20 protein-coding genes are annotated in these 18,575 nt (G+C 59.8%); 7 read left to right on the top strand and 13 right to left on the bottom strand.

The genetic code is table 11. From position 1 onward, the window contains the following. Positions 1-30 precede the first annotated feature (30 nt). Both G0Q00_RS05345 and G0Q00_RS05340 read right to left on the bottom strand, forming a co-directional pair. Positions 31-714, bottom strand: coding sequence for a DnaA ATPase domain-containing protein (locus G0Q00_RS05345; RefSeq protein WP_163037062.1), 684 nt, complete (start codon positions 712-714; stop codon positions 31-33). Beyond that, on the bottom strand, positions 714-1,802 hold the full coding sequence (locus G0Q00_RS05340; RefSeq protein WP_163037060.1) for an AI-2E family transporter: 1,089 nt from the start codon (positions 1,800-1,802) through the stop codon (positions 714-716). The genes G0Q00_RS05345 and G0Q00_RS05340 overlap by 1 nt, the downstream gene beginning before the upstream one ends. A gap of 177 nt (positions 1,803-1,979) precedes the next feature. Here G0Q00_RS05340 and G0Q00_RS05335 point away from each other — a divergent pair, with 177 nt between their 5' ends. Beyond that, positions 1,980-2,171 carry a hypothetical protein gene (locus tag G0Q00_RS05335; RefSeq protein WP_163037058.1) on the top strand — a complete coding sequence of 64 codons (192 nt, stop codon included), beginning with the start codon at positions 1,980-1,982 and terminating at the stop codon, positions 2,169-2,171. Here G0Q00_RS05335 and G0Q00_RS05330 read toward each other — a convergent pair whose 3' ends face one another. Next, a complete protein-coding gene (locus G0Q00_RS05330; RefSeq protein WP_163037056.1) occupies positions 2,172-3,536 on the bottom strand; it encodes an FAD-dependent oxidoreductase in 1,365 nt (454 codons plus the stop codon). It lies immediately after the preceding gene. A 161-nt stretch (positions 3,537-3,697) separates the two neighbouring features. Between G0Q00_RS05330 and proS the strand changes: the two genes are divergently transcribed. Together proS and G0Q00_RS05320 are read left to right on the top strand one after the other, a co-directional pair. Then, positions 3,698-5,050, top strand: coding sequence for a proline--tRNA ligase (gene proS / locus G0Q00_RS05325; RefSeq protein WP_163037054.1), 1,353 nt, complete (start codon positions 3,698-3,700; stop codon positions 5,048-5,050). Between the two features lie 145 nt (positions 5,051-5,195). After that, a complete protein-coding gene (locus G0Q00_RS05320) occupies positions 5,196-5,681 on the top strand; it encodes a DUF2937 family protein (protein ID WP_163037052.1) in 486 nt (161 codons plus the stop codon). A gap of 31 nt (positions 5,682-5,712) precedes the next feature. Here G0Q00_RS05320 and G0Q00_RS05315 read toward each other — a convergent pair whose 3' ends face one another. From G0Q00_RS05315 to G0Q00_RS05300, 4 genes are all read right to left on the bottom strand, one after another. After that, positions 5,713-6,426: an outer membrane protein gene (locus G0Q00_RS05315; protein WP_163037050.1), complete on the bottom strand. Its 714-nt coding sequence runs from the start codon at positions 6,424-6,426 to the stop codon at positions 5,713-5,715. 231 nt (positions 6,427-6,657) lie between these two features. Then, positions 6,658-7,734 (bottom strand): 5-(carboxyamino)imidazole ribonucleotide synthase, encoded by a 1,077-nt coding sequence (locus tag G0Q00_RS05310; protein WP_163037048.1) that lies wholly within the window; start codon positions 7,732-7,734, stop codon positions 6,658-6,660. After that, positions 7,727-8,215 carry a 5-(carboxyamino)imidazole ribonucleotide mutase gene (gene purE / locus G0Q00_RS05305; RefSeq protein ID WP_163037046.1) on the bottom strand — a complete coding sequence of 163 codons (489 nt, stop codon included), beginning with the start codon at positions 8,213-8,215 and terminating at the stop codon, positions 7,727-7,729. Before purE ends, G0Q00_RS05310 begins: the two co-directional genes overlap by 8 nt. A 76-nt stretch (positions 8,216-8,291) precedes the next feature. Next, a complete protein-coding gene (locus G0Q00_RS05300; RefSeq protein WP_108855770.1) occupies positions 8,292-8,510 on the bottom strand; it encodes a YdcH family protein in 219 nt (72 codons plus the stop codon). Between the two features lie 161 nt (positions 8,511-8,671). Here G0Q00_RS05300 and G0Q00_RS05295 point away from each other — a divergent pair, with 161 nt between their 5' ends. Together G0Q00_RS05295 and G0Q00_RS05290 are read left to right on the top strand one after the other, a co-directional pair. Beyond that, entirely contained in the window at positions 8,672-9,085 is a 414-nt protein-coding gene (locus tag G0Q00_RS05295) for an Hsp20 family protein (RefSeq protein WP_163037044.1), read from the top strand. Between the two features lie 87 nt (positions 9,086-9,172). Then, on the top strand, positions 9,173-10,279 hold the full coding sequence (locus G0Q00_RS05290; RefSeq protein ID WP_163037043.1) for an endonuclease/exonuclease/phosphatase family protein: 1,107 nt from the start codon (positions 9,173-9,175) through the stop codon (positions 10,277-10,279). A 145-nt stretch (positions 10,280-10,424) separates the two neighbouring features. On the opposite strand, the gene G0Q00_RS05285 is transcribed toward G0Q00_RS05290, so the two are convergent. Both G0Q00_RS05285 and trxB read right to left on the bottom strand, forming a co-directional pair. Next, positions 10,425-12,500: a bifunctional sulfate adenylyltransferase/adenylylsulfate kinase gene (locus G0Q00_RS05285; protein WP_163037041.1), complete on the bottom strand. Its 2,076-nt coding sequence runs from the start codon at positions 12,498-12,500 to the stop codon at positions 10,425-10,427. A 230-nt stretch (positions 12,501-12,730) separates the two neighbouring features. Beyond that, complete coding sequence (gene trxB, locus G0Q00_RS05280) at positions 12,731-13,672, bottom strand: thioredoxin-disulfide reductase (RefSeq protein ID WP_163037039.1); 942 nt, start codon at positions 13,670-13,672, stop codon at positions 12,731-12,733. Between the two features lie 243 nt (positions 13,673-13,915). Here trxB and G0Q00_RS05275 point away from each other — a divergent pair, with 243 nt between their 5' ends. Beyond that, positions 13,916-14,416, top strand: coding sequence for an Lrp/AsnC family transcriptional regulator (locus tag G0Q00_RS05275; RefSeq protein ID WP_163037037.1), 501 nt, complete (start codon positions 13,916-13,918; stop codon positions 14,414-14,416). A gap of 65 nt (positions 14,417-14,481) precedes the next feature. On the opposite strand, the gene pgeF is transcribed toward G0Q00_RS05275, so the two are convergent. Genes pgeF through lgt form a run of 3 tightly spaced genes read right to left on the bottom strand, consistent with a single transcriptional unit; the run spans position 14,482 to position 17,217 of the window. Further along, positions 14,482-15,240, bottom strand: coding sequence for a peptidoglycan editing factor PgeF (gene pgeF / locus G0Q00_RS05270; protein ID WP_163037035.1), 759 nt, complete (start codon positions 15,238-15,240; stop codon positions 14,482-14,484). Beyond that, complete coding sequence (locus tag G0Q00_RS05265) at positions 15,230-16,324, bottom strand: class I SAM-dependent methyltransferase (protein ID WP_163037033.1); 1,095 nt, start codon at positions 16,322-16,324, stop codon at positions 15,230-15,232. Before G0Q00_RS05265 ends, pgeF begins: the two co-directional genes overlap by 11 nt. Then, positions 16,321-17,217: a prolipoprotein diacylglyceryl transferase gene (gene lgt / locus G0Q00_RS05260; RefSeq protein WP_163037031.1), complete on the bottom strand. Its 897-nt coding sequence runs from the start codon at positions 17,215-17,217 to the stop codon at positions 16,321-16,323. The genes G0Q00_RS05265 and lgt overlap by 4 nt, the downstream gene beginning before the upstream one ends. A 94-nt stretch (positions 17,218-17,311) precedes the next feature. Between lgt and G0Q00_RS05255 the strand changes: the two genes are divergently transcribed. Continuing rightward, entirely contained in the window at positions 17,312-17,554 is a 243-nt protein-coding gene (locus tag G0Q00_RS05255; protein WP_163037029.1) for an accessory factor UbiK family protein, read from the top strand. A gap of 220 nt (positions 17,555-17,774) precedes the next feature. On the opposite strand, the gene G0Q00_RS05250 is transcribed toward G0Q00_RS05255, so the two are convergent. Then, the gene (locus G0Q00_RS05250) at positions 17,775-18,563 is read right to left on the bottom strand and encodes an SseB family protein (RefSeq protein WP_163037027.1); all 789 of its coding nucleotides are present in this window, start codon (positions 18,561-18,563) and stop codon (positions 17,775-17,777) included. Between the last annotated feature and the right edge of the window lie 12 nt (positions 18,564-18,575).

The raw sequence follows: 18,575 nt of genomic DNA, 5'->3' as shown, positions 1-18,575 counted from the left end.
ATCGTGGGAAAGTGTGACGGGAAGGTGACGTTATGCCTCGTTTTCCGGGTCTTTGTCCAGAACGCGTACTGCCAGGGTGCGCGTCAGGGCGCGCCCTTCCGACAGCGCGGCCTGATCCAGAACCGAGACTAAGCGCGCGGCTTCGGCCAGTGAGCGCTCCATACGCGGCAAAAGATAGTCGATCAGGTTGGCGGGTACGGTGATCTGGCGGTCATGGAACAGTTTGACCAGAACAGCAGACAGCAACATGTCGTCAGGCGGGTCAAGGCGGGCCAGCGTTGTGCCCTCCATCCGGCTGCGCAGGTCAGGCAGGGTCAATCCCCAGCGGGACGGGGCCGAGCGGGCGGTGACCAGCAGCGCACCGCCTTCGGCCAGAACCAGATTGTGCAGATGGAACAGCGCGTTCTCGGCCTCGGCATTGCCCGCGATCTGATCGGCGTCTTCGAGGGCGACAGACTGGCCTGCCAAATCCTCGATCCGGATTTGGGGCAGGGCGCTGGCGTGCAGGATTTGTGCGCCCGAAAGACCCGCCCAGACATGGGTCAGGTGGGTCTTCCCAGTGCCAGCCTCGCCGGCAAGCACAAGCTTTCGGTTGGGCCAGTTCTGCCAGCTTTCAATGGTCGCCATGGCGTTGGCGTTCGAGGGCGTGACAAGGAAATCATCCAGCCCCTGCGCGGGGTGCGCGGGCAGGTCAAAGGTCAGTTGTTCGGGCATTACTCGGCTATGTCCTCGTCCAGCGCGGCTTGCTGTCCAGTAAGACCCTGGTACAGCCGGCCGGTCTGATACTTCACGATGAAGAAACGGGCAACCACACCGATTGAGGCGGCAACCGGGACCGCGACCAACATTCCCACAAATCCGAAGAGCGACCCGAAGACCGACAGGGCAAACATCAGCCAGACTGGGTGCAGACCGACCGAGCTGCCCACCAGTTTCGGGGTCAGGATGTTGCCCTCAAAGAACTGGCCCAACATGAAAATCACGGCAACGGCACCAAGGCTCCACCATTCGCCCCAGAACTGGAACAGGCCCAGTCCGATCGCCAAAGCGCCGCCGACAAGCGCGCCGACATAGGGGATAAAGGTGATCAGGCCCGCGATGAAACCAACCACAAGGCCGAAATTCAGGCCAACCAGCATCAGGGCCACCGCATAGTAGGTGCCCAGCACGATACAGACCGAGCCCTGTCCGCGAATAAAGCTGGCCAAGGTGCGGTCGATGTCGCTGGCGATTTGGCGAATGGCGGGGCGGTGATCCAAAGGCAGGAAGCTGTCGACCTTTTCGACCATCCGGTCCCAGTCGAGCAGCATGTAGAAGGCCACAACGGGCGTGACAACCAGAAGGATCACGACGTTGATGACGCTCATCGCGGACGACAGTAGTGTGCCGACTAGCTCGCCACCACGTTCCTGAATTTTCTGCCCAAGGCTTTCCAGCGACTGCCGCATGGTCGAGCTTTCGTCCATCAGCGAGGGGAAGCGTTCGGTCAGAAAGGACTGAAGCTCACGCAGAAGATCGGGGGCAGAGTTTGCCAGCGCGATGGCTTGCGAGACGAGTGTTGGGATGACCAGAAGGAAGCCCAGGATCACAACCAGAACCGCCAAAAGCGAGATCACGACCGTGGCCAGAACGCGCGACATTCCCGCTTTTTCAAGCCGGTCTGCGACGGGATCCAGGAAATAGGCAATCGCTCCGCCAAGAATGAAAGGCATGATCACATCGCCCAGAAACCACAGGGCGAGAGCAGAAAGGGCTATGACAATCGACCAGTACTTGGCCTGTGTCTGAACGGGAAGCGGCATACGGGCTCCGGTAAATGAACTTTCTTCTATGTCGCCCAAGCTACCGGGGTTTTCAAGGGGAGGGCGAAATATGGGGCTAAGCGCTATCGGCAGGTTATCGCGTGAGTTTTCCATTTCAGCTTGCGTTTTACCAGCCTGTCTGGGTCAATATTGCCATTAGACCCGAAAGGACGATCCATGAAAAAATCTGCGTTTGCCGCCATCGCCATGTCCCTTCTGCTTGCCGCCTGTGAGGGGCACCAGTACGAGCGGAAAGAGCCCGGGGTGACCGTGTCGGGCACAGCTGGGGTCGGCGTGGTCTATAGTGGCGGCGAGGTTAGCCCGCACACCAAAACGACGCTTACCATTAGCATGGGTGGTTCAATTTAATCAGTGGATCCGTACACCCTGCCGAGTCAATTCGGCCTGAACGGCGGCGATATCCACGCGGTCCAGCGTGACATCTGACTTGATCGATAAGGCTGCGGCGATCCCGGCTCCTTGCCCGGCCACGGCGCAGCAGGCCATGTTGCGGGTTGCCGCGTGCGCGATCTTGTCACCACCGATGGCGCGGCCTGTCACCAGAAGCCCCTCGATCCCTTTTGGTAGCATGGCGCGGTAAGGCACCTGCATATAGCGGCCAGTGGTGGGCAGGATCAGGACGCCATAGCCATCGATGAATTCCGGATAGATACCGATCGTGTCGTCAAATCGACCCTGCGCGCGGGCATCAGCCTCGGTCATGTTATAGACCGCATCGATCTTGCGTGTGTCGCGGATGCCGATGGTCATGCCAAAGTTGCGCAGACGCGCACCCTCGCAACCCGGCGTATACGCCCGCAGCGCGTCGATCGCCAACATCGCCTGTTTGCGCCCTTCGATCTCGCCCTTGGTCATGCTGTCAGGGTCCGTCCCGTCGATCCCGGCCAGATGGACAAGGTTCATATAGGTCATCTCGCCACTGTCATGGACCGCACCCCATGTGCCGCCGATGGTGTTCAGATGTGGCGGGATCAACCCGTCACGGATCGCGGCCTCGAACGGTTTACCAAGGAAAGGCGAGAACATGGTGTCCTCTTTTCCATCGGTCTCGACCTGCCATTCGCCCGAGGACCAGTCGGCATAGGTCTGCGGATCGGCGCGCACGCCCTCCATGAAGCGCTGCTTGTCGACGCCTGCGATGTGGAACATGACGGATGCCGCCTGCATCTCTTCCACCGGGGTCTTCACGGTCGGCGCGCCCATCATTTGCGCGATGTCGGCATCGCCCGTGGCGTCGATGACCCGCTTGGCCAAAATGGCCTCGCGGCCTGCTTTGCTTTCGACAATCACGCCGGTGATGGCGTTGCCGTCCACGATGGGGGCGACGAAGGTGCGGTGGAACATGGGGTGGATGCCCGCCTCTTCCACTAGGCGGTCCGCCACCAGTTTGAATCCTTCGCTGTCCAGTTCATAGGACAGGGACTGGCTTTCGGGAACAGCGGCGCCCATCTCTTTCGCGCGGTCTTCGAACTCGCGCCCGATGCCGCCTGCTTCGACGGTCTGTTCGTGGCGATACCACGCGAAGCCCTCGACTCCGACTGTAGTGATGTTGCCACCGAAACAGCCGAACCGATCCAACAGCGTTACCTCGACGCCCGCCCGCGCGGCGGCCAGCGCTGCCGCCAGCCCACCGGGCCCAGATCCCACCACCAGCACATCGGTGCGGTGGATGATCGGGGTGTGACGCGCGGGTTCCAGGATGGTGTCGCTCATGGGGGGCTCCTTTTGGTACCGCTAACCTGCCACTGGAAATGTGGAATGCAATCCCGTTTACGACCCGTCCCGGTCGCAATCACGCAAGTGACATTGGGCGATTGCCCCGGCCCGTCCAATGGCGTAGACCGCTTGGGATGAATGAATGAACAGAGGTCACTATGCGCCTGTCCCGCTATTTCCTGCCCGTGTTGAAAGAAACCCCGGCAGACGCCCAGATTGTCAGCCACCGTTACATGCTGCGGGCCGGCATGATCAAACAGCAAGCCGCCGGCATCTACACTTGGCTGCCGCTGGGCTTCAAAGTCCTGCGCAAGATCGAAAACATTGTGCACGAGGAACAGATCCGCGCGGGTCACATTCCGATGCAGATGGCCACGATCCAGCCCGCCGATCTGTGGCGCGAAAGTGGTCGCTACGACGATTACGGCGAAGAGATGCTGCGCATCGAAGACCGTCACGGCCGCGATATGCTCTATGGTCCCACCAACGAAGAGGTCATCACCGACGTCTTCCGCTCGAACGTGTCGAGCTATAAGGACCTGCCGCTGACTCTCTATCAAATCCAGTGGAAATTCCGCGACGAGATCCGCCCGCGTTTCGGTGTGATGCGTGGCCGCGAATTCTATATGAAGGACGGCTATAACTTCGACCTGACCAAAGAAGATGCGCTGCACGCTTATAACCGTCACCTTGTCAGCTACCTGCGTACCTACGAGCGTATGGGGCTGCAGGCCATCCCGATGCGTGCCGATGGTGGCCCGATTGGTGGCGACTATACGCATGAATTCCTTGTGCTGGCTGAAACCGGCGAGTCGGAAGTGTTCTATGACAGCGCTGTGACCGACCTGACCTTCGGCGACCGCGAGATCGACTATGACAGCGTCGAGCAGTGTCAGGGCGTTCTGGAAGAGTTCACCTCGAAATATGCCCGTACCGATGAAACCCATGACGAAGCGATCTTCAACGAGGTTCCGGAAGAGCGTCGCCGCGTCGCGCGCGGCATCGAAGTCGGCCAGATCTTCTATTTCGGCACCAAGTACTCTGAGTCCATGGGCGCCAAAGTGATCGACAGCGAGCAGAAACAGGTTCCGGTCCATATGGGGTCGCACGGAATTGGCGTTAGCCGCCTGCTGGGCGCGATCATCGAAGCATCGCATGACGATAACGGCATCATCTGGCCCGAGGGCGTGACTCCGTTCCACTGTGGCATCGTGAACCTGAAACAGGGCGACGAGGCCGCCGACGAGGCTTGCGAGGCACTTTATAAGGCCCTGACCAATGCAGGGCTCGAGCCGCTCTATGACGACCGCAAGGAGCGTGCCGGTGGCAAGTTCGCCACCATGGACCTGATCGGCCTGCCATGGCGCATCACTGTGGGCCCGCGTGGCCTGAAGAACGGTGTGGTCGAGGTGACCAGCCGCCGCACCGGCGAAAGCGAAGAGATGACGCCGGAAGCGGCCATCGCCAAGATCATCGAGATCTACGAACCGCACCGCGTGACCGGCCTCTGATCTTGGCCTGTAAAACAAAGAAGCCCTCGGATTTCCGGGGGCTTTTTTCTTGGGGCGAGACCAAGTCGGGAAGCGGCCCCTTTGACGGGGGAAGCTGCCCTGCGCTAGTGTTTGTGAAAACACACCACATAAGTGAGAGCAGACCATGATCCGAATATTGGCCTTGATGGGTGGCTTGGCAGGCGCCGTGTCGCTCAGCCAGTTTCCCGAGTTCACACAGCAGTACATGCAGCGTCTGTCCGGTGCGCGGACCGAGCTGAAAGTGATCACCACCGGGTTCGATCTAACGGCAAACGCAGCCGGATATACCCGCGAGCAAGCACTTGATCAGATGAGCGGGTCGGACTTCCAGAACGATCTGCGCAACCAGATGCAGGACAACTTTGACCGCTACGATCAGCTGGATGCGTCCTATACAGCGCTGAAGGGAACAGAGCCCCTGATGCGCCTAACCAAGCTGTGGCATTTCCGCGATGTGGATCTGGTAGAGCGCACATGGATCGAATACCGCCCAGCCGTTCCCGTGACCGCGGACGGCCTTTTGTGTGCCGGGATCGGGTACGTGGGCGGCTGGCTGGTCGTGTCGCTGCTTCTGGGCGCGTTTCTACGTCCGTTCCGCAGGTTGGCCTAATAGCACGCCCGTTTAAGGTGCGCCACATGGCTTAGAAGTTATAGTTCACACCCAGCTTGATTGTGTGGAACAGCGGCGTTGCCAAGGTGGTGTTCCCTGCGCCATCTGTCAGTTCGTCCGTGCCGAAATTGACGTACTCATAATCGCCGGTCAGAGTCCACCGATCCGAGAGCGGACGCTCGAACCCAACGCCAAGGATATAGCCGTTGGTGGAATAGGTGTCATCAAAGGACACTGCTCCGCCGCCACCAGAGCCCGAGATGACATAGTCAAACTCGGCGCGCGACAGGCCGACGGTGCCGTAGATGAAAGAGCCAAAGAGCTTCGATGCAACGCCCGCTTTCACACGAAGCGAAAGCGCGTGGTTCAGTTTCGTCGACCCGCTATAGGCTCCGCCCGTGAAACTGTCCTCGACATTCCCAGCTTCGGCGGCAATCTCGCCTCCGACAACAAAATCGCTGAACTGCCAGCGATAACCAGCGCGCAAGGATACGGCCGGGCCGCTAATGTTCAGCTCTTCCCCGGTGCTGAACGACGGGCCGATGGCGGGCGTAAGTCCGATCCGGTCACCACCGGCGAAATGATACCCGAGTGTGCCCCCGACATACGCACCTTGCCAAGGTTTAGGGTCTTCAACGACAGGTGTGACGGGGGTGATTACCGGATCATTCAAGGATCCCGCCAGCGCGGCTCCAGCTGAAAAAATCACGGTTGCACAGGTCAAGAGGCCGGCAGTCTTCATCATCATCAAAACTCGTTTTCAATCGCAAAAAATGATTGATCTCTTTTATCTACAAAATGTTGGTGTGGGAACTTTTATCTCTCAATATCTGGTACGCGTGTCGGAATGATCACTTGGCGCGGGGTATTGTTGCCGGTGGATGGGTAAAGGGAAATCTGAGCTGAAACTGTTCTTGGAAAAAAGAAAATCGCCCGCTGATTTCTCGCGAGCGATCGGTGATTTTCTAGTCGTGAATCAGCTTTGGCGCGGTGTGATGCGATTCACGTGGCCCATCTTGCGCCCCGGCTTGACGTCCGCCTTGCCATAGAGGTGGAGCGAGGCATTTCCCTCGCGCGCAATCTCGGGTACGCGATCCATGTCGTCGCCGATCAGGTTTTCCATCACCACGTCCGCGTAGCGCGATCCATCGCCCAGCGGCCAGCCAGCCACGGCGCGGATGTGTTGTTCGAACTGGTCGATGGTGCAGCCCTGCTGAGTCCAGTGGCCCGAGTTGTGCACACGCGGGGCGACTTCGTTCACGATCAGCCCTTGCGGCGTGACAAACAGCTCAACCCCCATGACGCCCACATAATCCAGTGCGTTCAGGATGTTGGCGGCCAGAAGCACCGCATCCATCCGCTGCGAGGCGGTCAGGTTTGCGGGCACTGTTGTCGTATCCAGAATGCCGTCTTTGTGCACATTCTGGCCGGGATCAAAACAGGCGACGTCGCCGCCGATGCCACGCGCAGCGATCACGCTTACCTCATGGCTGAAGTTTACGAAGCCTTCCAGAACCGCTGGTGCGCCCTGCATGTCTGCCAGCGCTGCCTCGGCATCTGCGTCGGACTTCAGCCGCGCCTGTCCCTTGCCGTCATAGCCAAAGCGGCGGGTTTTCAGGATCGAGGGCGTGCCGATCTGTGCGATGGCAGTGGCCATGTCCTCGGCGCTTTCCACATTCGCGTAGGGTGCGACCTTCAGGCCTAGACCGGACAAGAAGTCCTTCTCGGTCAGGCGGTCTTGGCTGACGCGCAGCGCCTCGCGACCCGGGCGGATCGGCTTGTGCGCTTCCAGCGCGTCCAGTGCGGTGGTGGGGATGTTCTCGAATTCATAGGTGATGACATCGACCGAGGCGGCGAAGGCTTCGAGCGCGGCGATGTCGTCATAGCCTGCGGTGGTCACACGGTCGGCCACCTGACCGGCAGGCGGGTTTGCACCCGGTTCAAAAATGTGTGTCTTGAAGCCAAGGCGCGAAGCCGCGACCGACAGCATGCGGCCCAGCTGGCCACCGCCAAGAATACCAATGGTGGCGCCTGTTTGCAGCATATCAGTCATCCGAGGGTTCATTCGGGATCGAGGCCGACAGCGCGTCACGCCACGCATCCAGCCGGGTTGCAAGGTCAGCGTCCGAGATCGCCAGAATGCCAGCCGCCATCAGGCCTGCATTGGCAGCACCCGCCGCACCAATCGCCATGGTCGCGACTGGGAAGCCCTTGGGCATCTGCACGATGGAATAGAGGCTGTCGACACCCGACAGCGCGCGCGTCTGTACCGGCACGCCCACAACAGGCACACGGGTTTTCGACGCCATCATGCCGGGCAGGTGGGCCGCGCCACCAGCGCCTGCGATGATCACGTGCAGCCCGCGATCGGCTGCGGTCTTGCCATAGTCCCACAAACGGTCCGGGGTGCGGTGCGCCGAGACGATCTTGGTCTCATAGGCGATGCCCAGCTCGTCCAAAATGGTGGCGGCTTCTTTCATCGTGGGCCAGTCCGACTGGCTGCCCATGATAATCCCGACTTTCACGTCCGTCATGTGTCCCTCGCATCCCTTGCGTCAGTTGGCGTTTCCATACAGGCTTCACGCCCCTTGATGCAATGCTGCGTTGCAGTCAGGCAATAATATCCGGGGTCAATTTGTCCTCGATCCGGGCGATTTTGTCTTTCAGGGCCAGCTTTTGCTTTTTCAAGCGGCGCAGGCGCAACTGATCCGCCCGCCCGCTTTCCTCAAGCGCGTGGATGGCTTCGTCTAGATCCCGATGTTCGGCGCGGAAGACCTCGAGCTCTACGCGGAGCACGTCGTCGGTCTTCATTTCTTTGGCATTGCTCATTTTCGAGTCGTTCTCGTTGAGTGGTCGCCGGATCATAACGTCAGCCGGGCGCAATCGCCAAGTAAAAGCCGCCTTGCAACTGATTGGAGGGACACCCATATTCAAGAAGTGGTTGCCTGCGGGGGCCATATGAAACGTGTCGCTTATTCAAGGACGTGTCGATGACGAAAGTAAGCTTGGGAACGCATCCCTTTCTGTTGGGCTTCGAGCAGCTGGAACGCATGGTCGAACAGGCCGCGAAATCCGGCAAAGATGGCTACCCCCCATTCAATATCGAACAGGTCTCGGACCGGGCCTATCGGATCACGCTGGCCGTGGCCGGATTTGCGGATGACGATCTGTCGATCACGGTCGAGAACGCCAAACTGGTGATCCGTGGGTCGCAGGGCGACACGCATGAAGGTCGGGTTTTCCTGCATCGTGGTATTGCTGCCCGCCAGTTCATGAAAAGCTTCGTGCTGGCCGAAGGGGTCGAGGTTGTCGGCGCCAAGACCGAAAACGGGCTTCTACACATCGATCTGGAACGGGCCGAGCCAGAGACCGTGGTTCAGACCATCACAATCACCAAAGCCTAGGTCACAAAGGGCGAAACCCGCCCGCTATCACGCAATCATACAGAATCATGCTATTCTTCCTGTAGTTGATTTCAGGAGGACTTTGTCATGGCCCGTGCGAATATGCGCGATCTCAGCTTCGCGACGATCAATCTTTTCAATCTACAGGTCCCGGGTGGGATCACCTATTCCAACCGTCCCCATATCGAGGACGACGCCGAAGGTCGCGCTTATTACCAACGCAAGATACGCTGGACCGCCGCGCGCCTGAAAGAGGTCGACGCCGAGGTCATCGCCTTTCAGGAACTCTGGTCCACGTTGGCCCTGCGCGAATGCTTTGCCGAGGCCGGATTGACCAATGACTATGACCTCGTGGCGCGGGATGCGCCGGGGCGGGGGCGACCTCAGGTCGCGTTGGCGGTGCGCAAGGGCCGGGACGGCAATTCTCAGTTGGTCGATGGGGGCTGGCACGCGGATTTCCCGCCGCAATTCCGCTTTGACAAGGTGCGCGAAACTGCCGGGGCCGAGGAAGAGGTCACCATCACCATCAACAAATTCTCGCGTCCGCTTCTGGTGGCGCGGATCCAGTCCGAAGGCACCGGCCCCAAGCCGCCCGAGGTGCGCGTCGTTGTGGCGCATCTGAAATCCAAAGGTCCGGCCCGCGTGTCCTTCGCGCAGCCGCAACCCCTGATCCTGCAACATCACGCCAAGCACGCGAAATCGTCACTGGCCCATATCCGCCGCGTGATGGAGGCTGGTGCGCTGCGTGTGCTGCTGGATGGCTGGATGAAGTCCGAGGATGAAGACGACATTTCGCCCACCATCGTGATGGGCGACCTGAACGACGACACGATGTCCGTGACGAACGAGTTGATTTCCGACCAGCCCACCTATCGTGTGGTGCAGAAAGGCCGCGCTGGGCTGACATCCGACAAGGGGCTCTACTCCGTCGAACGCCTGCAACAATACCGATCCATGAGGCATGTCTATTACACCCATGTCTACAAACATAAGCGCGAGAGCCTTGATCATATTTTGGTCAGCGAAGAGTTCTATGACCACTCCCGCAAGCGCCTGTGGTCCTTCCGCGAGATGGAGGTGATCAACGACCACCTGAACCGCGAAAGCTTTGAAGAAGAGCTGGGCGCGTCCGACCACGGAATCGTCAAAGCCTATTTCGACTGGAACCCGATGCCGGATGGGTTGAGCAGTTAATACACTGGGCCCTTCTTGCGCCTTTCCTTGTTCCAAATATCCTGGGGGAGTGTGAAGGCCCAGGGGGTCTTCACGCGGGGGCAAAGCCCCAAAAAACGAAAAAGCCCGGCGCGATGGCCGGGCTTTTCCTTAGAATTTTCAGCGATCAGGCTTTCACCAGCCCCAAGCTTTCCAGCTTCAGCAGAACCTGATGGGCGCAGTTGTCGACGTCGACGTTTTCAGTTTCGACCGACAGTTCCGGGTTTAGGGGCACGTCATAGGGGTCCGAGATGCCGGTGAACTCTTTGATCTTGCCTTCGCGGGCCAGTTTATACAGCCCCTTGCGGTCGCGGCGTTCACATTCCTCGATCGAGGTCGCAACGTGCACTTCCACAAACGCACCGAACTGTTCGATGTCCTCACGTACGGCACGGCGGGTGGTTGCGTAGGGCGCGATGGGCGCACAGATCGCGATGCCACCGTTCTTGGTGATCTCGGAGGCCACGTAGCCGATGCGACGGATGTTCAGGTCGCGGTGCTCTTTCGAGAAGCCAAGCTCGCTCGACAGGTTTTTACGCACGATGTCACCATCCAGAAGTGTCACGGGGCGGCCGCCCTGTTCCATCAGTTTCACCATTAGCGCGTTGGCGATGGTCGACTTGCCCGAGCCCGAGAAGCCGGTGAAGAACACGGTGAAGCCTTGCTTCGAACGCGGCGGCTTGGTGCGGCGCAGCTCTTTCACCACTTCCGGGAACGAGAACCACTCGGGGATCTCAAGGCCTTCGGACAGGCGGCGGCGCAGTTCGGTGCCCGAGATGTTCAGGATGGTGACGCTGTCGCGGTCCTTGATCTCGTCATTGGGTTCGTACTGGGCGCGTTCCTGCACATAGACCATGTGCTTGAAGTCGACCATTTCGCAGCCAATTTCCGATTGGTTCGCGCGGAAAAGCTCTTGCGCGTCGTAGGGACCGTAGAAATCTTCACCAGCCGAGTTCTTGCCGGGGCCGGCGTGGTCACGACCAACGATGAAGTGGGTGCAGCCGTGGTTCGCGCGGATCAGACCGTGCCAGACGGCTTCACGCGGGCCTGCCATACGCATGGCGAGGTTCAGAAGGCTCATCGAGGTCGTCGATGCCGGGTATTTGTCCAGCACGGCCTCGTAGCAGCGTACGCGGGTGAAGTGATCCACATCGCCCGGCTTGGTCATGCCGACAACCGGGTGGATCAGCAGGTTGGCCTGCGCTTCTTTCGCGGCGCGGAAGGTCAGTTCCTGGTGTGCGCGGTGCAGTGGGTTACGGGTTTGGAAGGCCACAACTTTGCGCCAACCCAGCTTGCGGAAATAGGCGCGCAGCTCGTTCGGGGTGTCACGGCGACCGCGGAAATCGTAGTGCACAGGCTGCTGGATGCCGACAACCGGACCACCCAGATAGATCTTGCCAGCCTGATTGTGCAGATAGTTTACAGCAGGGTGGGCGTCGTCGTCGGCGCCAAAGACTTTCTCGGCCTCATTGGCCTTGTTCGGCTCCCAGCGGTCGGTCACGGTCATGGTGGCCAAAATGACGCCTTCCTGATCGCGCAGCGCGATGTCCTGACCCAGTTCGATCGACTGGGCGAAGTCTTCCGACACGTCCAGTGTGATCGGCATCGGCCACAATTGGCCGTCGGCCAAGCGCATGTTTTCCACAACGCCGTTATAGTCTTCTTCCGACAAGAAGCCCTTCAGCGGGTTGAAGCCGCCGTTCATCAGAAGCTCGAGGTCGCAGATCTGGCGCGGGGTCAGGTCATGGCTGGTCAGGTCCGCCGCTTCGACTTTCAGCTTCAGCGCGCTTTCGTGGCTGACGTAAAGTTCGGGGATTGGAGCAAGATTGTTTTCCATAAGATTGGTCCTGTGTTTAAGCGGAACCAGGCCGCTGGTTGTACCGGTTAGTTCCGCGTGCAATGCGTCATATTCTGCAAGCTTGCGGTTCAAGAAAATGTCTGTGAGCCGCACCTTCTCGGACGCGCCGCGTGCGGTCAGCGAGTAAGAATACCGCTGGCGCTTGTCGGGGCCGTTGCGGTTGCTGATCGTAATCAGCCCAGCATCGACCGTCGCACGCAGAAGCGCGTTTAGCCGCCCCAAAGACACCCCGATGGCTGACGCAATCGCACGTTGCGATGCCTCTGGCGCCGTATCCAGTTGGCGCAGAAGGCGGAAGAGTTGATCCTCTTCCTCGGGGTTTGGTTTGGCTTCGGTTGACGGCATGTCATACGACTCAAAGTGTGTTCACGCGTGAACGCTTCGCATGAAACACCTGTTCGACAAAGGAGTATTTCGGCAGAATTCTAATTTACGGGGAATGTTGCCGGGACTGTGTGGATTGGGGAACAGTGTTGCGTAAATAAGAGCGAACGCGGGAAATTCACGTGGGGCGAGGTGCAAAAAAGGCGGCCAAAGGGCCGCCTTTTAGATGTGTTTGGGGTGGGTCCGAACGTTTATTCGTTCTCAGACAGGAAGTGCTCGGCTTCCAGCGCGGCCATGCAGCCCATCCCAGCCGAGGTCACGGCCTGACGGTATTTGTGGTCCGTCAGGTCGCCCGCGGCGAAAACGCCGGGGACAGACGTCGCGGTCGAATCCGGTTTGGTCACAACATAGCCGCCCATGTGGGTTTCCAGCGTATCTTTCACCAACTCGTTGGCGGGTGCGTGGCCGATCGCGATGAAAACACCCTTTGCTGGGATCTCGGTGATCTCGCCGGTTTTGACGTGTTTGGCGCGCACGCCGGTGACGCCCAGCGGGTTTTCGTCGCCCACGACCTCGTCCAGTTGGTGATCCCACAGAGGCACGATCTTTTCGTTCTTCATCAAGCGGTCGATCAGGATCTTTTCCGCACGCAGCGTGTCGCGGCGGTGGATCAGCGTTACTTTCGAGGCAAACTTGGTCAGGAACAGCGCTTCCTCGACTGCGGTGTTGCCGCCGCCCACCACGACGATTTCCTCGCCGCGATAGAAGAAGCCGTCACAGGTCGCACAGGCAGACACGCCGAAGCCCTTGAACTTCTCTTCGCTCTCAAGCCCCAGCCATTTGGCGCGGGCGCCGGTGGCCAGAATGACGGCATCGGCAGTATAAACCGTGCCGCTATCACCCTTGGCGGTGAAAGGGCGTTTCGAGATGTCCAGATCCACGATCAGATCACCAATCACTTCGGTCCCCATAGCGCGGGCATGCTCTTCCATCTTCATCATCAACTCGGGGCCTTGGATGTCGATGAAGGAGGGGTAGTTCTCGACCTCGGTCGTGGTGGTCAGCTGGCCACCCGGTTCCATGCCTTGCACAAGGATCGGCTCCAACATGGCGCGCGAGGCGTAAACGCCAGCGGTGTAGCCAGCAGGGCCGGAGCCGATGATCAGAACTTTGGTGTGGCGGGTCTCGGACATTGGAACTTCCTTGAGCTTTCTTGGTTCGTGACGCATATAAGCGAGCCGGACCTGTATTGAAAGGCCCGAGCCCGAGCCCGTCACGACCCCGTGATGGTGTCGACGGCGGTTTCATCAAGAAATGATGTTGCGCGGGTGCGAAAGATTGTTGCGCAATGCAACATGTAGATGTAATCTCTGCGCAATTTCCGATCATAAGCCGCCGCTTGGCGTGCTACCGGATGCTCATCAGAAGGCAACTCAATGTCCGCAAGCAAACTTGACCCCATCGACCGTATGATTCTGGCCGAACTTCAGGCCGACGGTCGCATGACCAACGTGGAACTCGCCAAGCGCGTCGGGATTTCCGCACCGCCCTGTCTGCGGCGGGTGCGCACGCTGGAAGAGCATGGGTTGATCCGGGGCTATCACGCGGATGTGGACGCCCGCGCGCTGGGCTTCGAAGTGCAGGTCTTCGCGATGGTTGGACTGGTCAGTCAGGCCGAGGTCGATCTGTCCGCGTTCGAGGAACAGTGCCGCGATTGGCCGCTGGTCCGCGAATGTCACATGCTGAACGGCGAGGTGGATTTCATCCTGAAATGTGTCGCCCCCGACCTGTCGACGTTCCAAAGCTTCCTGACCGAACAGCTGACGTCAGCGGAAAATGTGGCGTCGGTGAAGACCTCGCTGGTCATTCGCGGGGCTAAGGATGAACCGGGTGTGCCGTTTGACGTGCTGGAAGCACGGATGGAAGACACGCCGTAAGAATTACATTTCTGTCGATTGCTGGAATGCCGCCCACATCGTTGGCGGCATTTTTGTTTGTCGGGTTACAGCCGGATCGCCGAGATGAGCCTGCCATAGTCCGGCTCGTTCTTATGGCAGGTGCGGCGATAGGAATAGAACCGCTCGGGGTCGGAATAGGTGCAGTGACCAGTCCATTCTGCGTGCTTAACCCCGGCGGCATTCAAGCGATGTAAGCCGAAGGCAGGCAGGTCGAACATGGCGCGGTCGCCCTTCCCATCGGTGAAGAAGCGGGCGTAGTCGTCGTTGAGCCCCAAGAACTCCTCGCGGAACTCAGGTCCGACCTCGTAGGCGTTCGGACTGATTGTCGGGCCAATCACGGCGGTTATATTGGCCCGAGTTGCACCAAGTGCTTCCATTGCGTCGAGCGTGGCTTCCAATACGCCGCCAATTGCGCCTTTCCAGCCCGCGTGCGCCGCGCCAATCACTTTGGCACCGGGGTCCGAGAACAGGACTGGCTGGCAATCCGCCGTTAAGATAGACAAGGCAAGTCCCGGTGTGGCGCTCACGACGGCATCTGCATGTGGCTTGTCACCGGTAATCGGGCCGTCGGCAACGACCACATCAGGGGAATGTACTTGATAGACGCCGCACAGATGGCTTGGGGCCACGCCCAGCGCATGCGCCACGCGGTCTTTGTTAATTTGGACCAGTTCGGCCTGATCCTTGCTGCCGCTGCCGCAGTTCAACCCGGCATACACGCCCGAAGACGCGCCACCCTTGCGGGTGAAGAACCCGTGCCGTGTCTGGCTAAGGGCGTCAGAGGTCAGGATCTCAAGTGCCATCGGGGCGGGCCTGTGATTGGTTGCGCTGCAGGCCGGGCAGATCGGGCGCGTCGGCGCGAGTCAGTCCCAGCACTTTAAAGAGCGTCCCCATTTCGTCCGGGTGCGTCAAGCGTCGGTGTGCTGCGATGTGGCTGTCCAGTGCCTCGCCGCTGAGCTTTCCAGCTAGTGCTTGGGCGCGGGCAGTGATGCCGAGACGTTCGAGAAACACGCCTTGCGGGGTCATTTGGTGCGCGCTTAGGGGGGTGGCAGCGCGGGCCAAGGCCTCGAAATCCACATGGGCAGTCAGGTCGGCCTCGCCGGGTGTGTCCAGCACCGGCACCGGTGCGTGGTCCTTCAGCGCCTGAAACGTATCGCCGACAGAGCGCCAGTCGCCATAGTCGATGATAAACGCGGTTCCGCCATGCGCGTCGATGAAATCTGCCAGTTTGGCCATGACACCTTGGGCGGGCGCGCAGATCTCGACCACGTCGCCGTCTTGCGTGTCGTCCAGCCGATGGTCCAGAGCCGGGACAGGCAGGGGGGCGGTCAGGCCCATGGCGAGTTTGTCGCCCTCAAGCCCCACCTGACATTCGCGCCAGCCGTCACCGTCGCGCTGGTATTGACGGATGGGCAGAGCGTCGAAGAATTCGTTTGCCACAAGGAACAACGGCGCGTCGGGTAGGGTGCCGATGCTGTCGTGATGGGTGACGTGGGTGGGTACAAGGCGCTCGATCTGACGGGCGCGCAACACGGGCGAAGCCTCGACCAGATGGACCTGTGCGGCGGCATGAAACCCCGGCACGCCCTTGGTCGCGCGCAGGATGTCGGCCATCAGAGTGCCGCGCCCCGGCCCAAGCTCAGCCAGCGTGAAGGGCGACGGCGCGCCTTGATCCAGCCATGCCTGCGCAATCGCAAGCCCCAGCATCTCGCCGAACATCTGGCTGATCTCGGGTGCGGTGGTGAAGTCACCCTCTGTGCCGAACGGATCGCGGGTGGCGTAATATCCGTGCTCGGGATGCAGCAGGCATTCGGTCATATAGTCCGCAACCGAGATTGGTCCGGCTTTAGAAATGCGATTTATTAGTTGCTTTTCTAAAGCACTCATTCCGATGCCCGCCGTTTGGCCCAGAGAAGCGTCGCACTGCCAATGACGATCATGGGGAGCGTCAGGGTCTGGCCCATGGTGATGCCCAGATCGCCCAAGCGGATCACATGGCCCCATGGGTTATCCGGCGTGACGAATTGCGCGTCAGCTTGACGGAAGAACTCGACCACAAAGCGCGATAGGCCGTAGCCCAAAAAGAACAGGCCAGTCAGGCGGCCCGGTGTTTTTAGCCAGTCGCGTCGATAGGCCAGATATAGCAGTGCAATCGCCAAGACGGCACCTTCCAGCACCGCTTCATAAAGCTGGCTGGGGTGGCGGGCACAGGCACCAAGGGCTGCGTCCCAGCCGGGGCAGTGCTGCGCGTATTCTCCGGGGAAAATGACACCCCACGGGGCGGTGGTCGGGCGGCCCCACAACTCGGCATTGATGAAGTTTGCGACACGCACAAGGCCGATGCCGATGGGGGCGGCAATGGCTAGAAGATCCGCGATGGATGCAGTTGGCAGCCCCTTGCGGCGACTAAACAGCCAGACAGCAACGATGACGCCCAGAAAACCCCCATGGAATGACATGCCGCCCTGCCAGATCTTGGGGATGTCCAGGGGGTTCGCAAGATAGTATTCCGGTTGATAGAAGGCGACGAAGCCCAGACGGCCCCCGGCGATGATGCCGACGATGATCCACGTCGCCAGATCTTCCAGCTGCGCCTTCGTCATCGGCGGTTCGCCTCGCCACAGCGCCGGACGGGCCAGTGCGCGGGCGATGATCCACCAGCCGATCGCGATGCCCACAAGATAGCCCATCGCGTACCAACGCAGGGCAAAGGTGAAGCTGCCCAGATCGATCGAAAAGATCTCGGGCCCGATATTGGGGAAGGGAATGGCCATAAACATGCGTCGTTGTTGAACCTCTTCTTCAGGGCAAGTCAACCTTGTCTCTGTCTGCACAAAGCCCCATATAGGGGGCAGCTCAAGCGAGGAGAAGCAGATGCAGACGCGCAACAAGGTTTTTGACGATATTTCCCAGCTGATGACCAACGCCATGGGCGTGGCGCAGGGTGCGAAGGACGAAGCCGAGACCGCGATGAAAAGCTGGATGGATCGCTGGCTGGCTGATCGTGATTTCGTGACCCGCGAAGAATTCGACGCCGTGCGTGCGATGGCTCAGAAAGCGCGCGAGGAAAACGAGGCGCTGAAGGTCCGTCTGGACGCATTGGAAGCTAAGAAGTAATCAATCTATGGTTGAGGGGTGTATTGTTCACGCCATGCCTAATTTTTCTTCGTGTCAGTAACAATGTCATAGAATCGTGACATGAGATTGCCACTTTTCCTAAATACTGGTCGGCATACTAACCTAGGAATACGGCTTTGCCGGGGGCGTTCCTGGTGAGGGAAAAGGGTGCGGGTTTCCTGCACCCTTTTCTTATTGCGTCGTCCGGTTCACCAGCCGATCACTTCAGGATCGGTGGCTTTTCGGGGTTCGAACCGGGCGCGATCGGCGCAAGAGTTTCAGGTGCTTTCGGGGCGGGTAGGTCAAAGCGCAGGCCAATGGCGGCCAGTTTCTGTGCGATCTCGTCCGTCTCGGCGAAGAAGCCGACGTCCAGCTCTCCGACATCAATGCCCGAGAAGGTCAGCGCCTCGTTCGCGGCCCCCGCAAGCGCGCGCTCGGCGCCTTCGGCGGGATTGACGAAGGCCAGAAGGTGCCCGCGGCGCCCATCCGCGTGGCCTACGCCTGCCAGACAGGCGTATTGTGCCAAGCCGCCCGCCGACCCAAGTTTTTCCGCCAAAGCATTCAGCAACACTTCGGGGGCAGACGGGGGCAGGATGTCGGTGATTTGTGCTTCGACCTCGTCGGGGGCACTAGATAGGGTCTGGGCCAGCCAGTCCATTGCCTCGGCCGGGATCAGGATGGACGAGGGCGCGACGCCCAGATTGACGCCAAGGCCGATGCCCTGACCTGACAGCATTCCTGCAATGATGCGTCCCGGAAGGGCAGCGTAGGGGGCAGGGGCGCCGACGAATTCGGCCAGACGATCTTCGCGGTCAAAGACCAGCACGTATTTCTCAGTCTCGAGTTCAAACAGTTCAGGCTCGATATCCTCGCCCTGCGGTTCGGCGGACAGGAGCAGGAACAGCTCGCGATCTGCCAGTCGTTCATAGAACCGCAACCGTGCAGCGTCGTCATTCAGGTCTGCCTGCATGGCAGTGTGGGCGTGGTCCAGTTGCGTCAGCTCGCTCATGGCAATCTCCGG

The organism is Aliiroseovarius sp. PrR006 (assembly GCF_010500215.1).
Taxonomy (GTDB): Bacteria; Pseudomonadota; Alphaproteobacteria; order Rhodobacterales; family Rhodobacteraceae; genus Aliiroseovarius.
This window is presented reverse-complemented; position numbering and strand designations above follow the sequence as displayed.

Excerpts from the sequence above, each read along its gene's own strand:
- G0Q00_RS05315 (WP_163037050.1), bottom strand. The coding sequence starts at position 6,426 with ATGATGAAGACTGCCGGCCTCTTGACCTGTGCAACCGTGATTTTTTCA.
- G0Q00_RS05275 (WP_163037037.1), top strand. The coding sequence starts at position 13,916 with ATGTCCGCAAGCAAACTTGACCCCATCGACCGTATGATTCTGGCCGAA.
- lgt (WP_163037031.1), bottom strand. The coding sequence starts at position 17,217 with ATGTTTATGGCCATTCCCTTCCCCAATATCGGGCCCGAGATCTTTTCG.
- G0Q00_RS05310 (WP_163037048.1), bottom strand. The coding sequence starts at position 7,734 with ATGACTGATATGCTGCAAACAGGCGCCACCATTGGTATTCTTGGCGGT.
- trxB (WP_163037039.1), bottom strand. The coding sequence starts at position 13,672 with ATGTCCGAGACCCGCCACACCAAAGTTCTGATCATCGGCTCCGGCCCT.
- G0Q00_RS05345 (WP_163037062.1), bottom strand. The coding sequence starts at position 714 with ATGCCCGAACAACTGACCTTTGACCTGCCCGCGCACCCCGCGCAGGGG.
- G0Q00_RS05295 (WP_163037044.1), top strand. The coding sequence starts at position 8,672 with ATGACGAAAGTAAGCTTGGGAACGCATCCCTTTCTGTTGGGCTTCGAG.
- G0Q00_RS05340 (WP_163037060.1), bottom strand. The coding sequence starts at position 1,802 with ATGCCGCTTCCCGTTCAGACACAGGCCAAGTACTGGTCGATTGTCATA.
- G0Q00_RS05255 (WP_163037029.1), top strand. The coding sequence starts at position 17,312 with ATGCAGACGCGCAACAAGGTTTTTGACGATATTTCCCAGCTGATGACC.
- G0Q00_RS05335 (WP_163037058.1), top strand. The coding sequence starts at position 1,980 with ATGAAAAAATCTGCGTTTGCCGCCATCGCCATGTCCCTTCTGCTTGCC.
- pgeF (WP_163037035.1), bottom strand. The coding sequence starts at position 15,240 with ATGGCACTTGAGATCCTGACCTCTGACGCCCTTAGCCAGACACGGCAC.
- G0Q00_RS05290 (WP_163037043.1), top strand. The coding sequence starts at position 9,173 with ATGGCCCGTGCGAATATGCGCGATCTCAGCTTCGCGACGATCAATCTT.
- G0Q00_RS05265 (WP_163037033.1), bottom strand. The coding sequence starts at position 16,324 with ATGAGTGCTTTAGAAAAGCAACTAATAAATCGCATTTCTAAAGCCGGA.
- purE (WP_163037046.1), bottom strand. The coding sequence starts at position 8,215 with ATGACGGACGTGAAAGTCGGGATTATCATGGGCAGCCAGTCGGACTGG.
- G0Q00_RS05300 (WP_108855770.1), bottom strand. The coding sequence starts at position 8,510 with ATGAGCAATGCCAAAGAAATGAAGACCGACGACGTGCTCCGCGTAGAG.
- G0Q00_RS05320 (WP_163037052.1), top strand. The coding sequence starts at position 5,196 with ATGATCCGAATATTGGCCTTGATGGGTGGCTTGGCAGGCGCCGTGTCG.
- G0Q00_RS05250 (WP_163037027.1), bottom strand. The coding sequence starts at position 18,563 with ATGAGCGAGCTGACGCAACTGGACCACGCCCACACTGCCATGCAGGCA.
- G0Q00_RS05330 (WP_163037056.1), bottom strand. The coding sequence starts at position 3,536 with ATGAGCGACACCATCCTGGAACCCGCGCGTCACACCCCGATCATCCAC.
- G0Q00_RS05285 (WP_163037041.1), bottom strand. The coding sequence starts at position 12,500 with ATGCCGTCAACCGAAGCCAAACCAAACCCCGAGGAAGAGGATCAACTC.
- proS (WP_163037054.1), top strand. The coding sequence starts at position 3,698 with ATGCGCCTGTCCCGCTATTTCCTGCCCGTGTTGAAAGAAACCCCGGCA.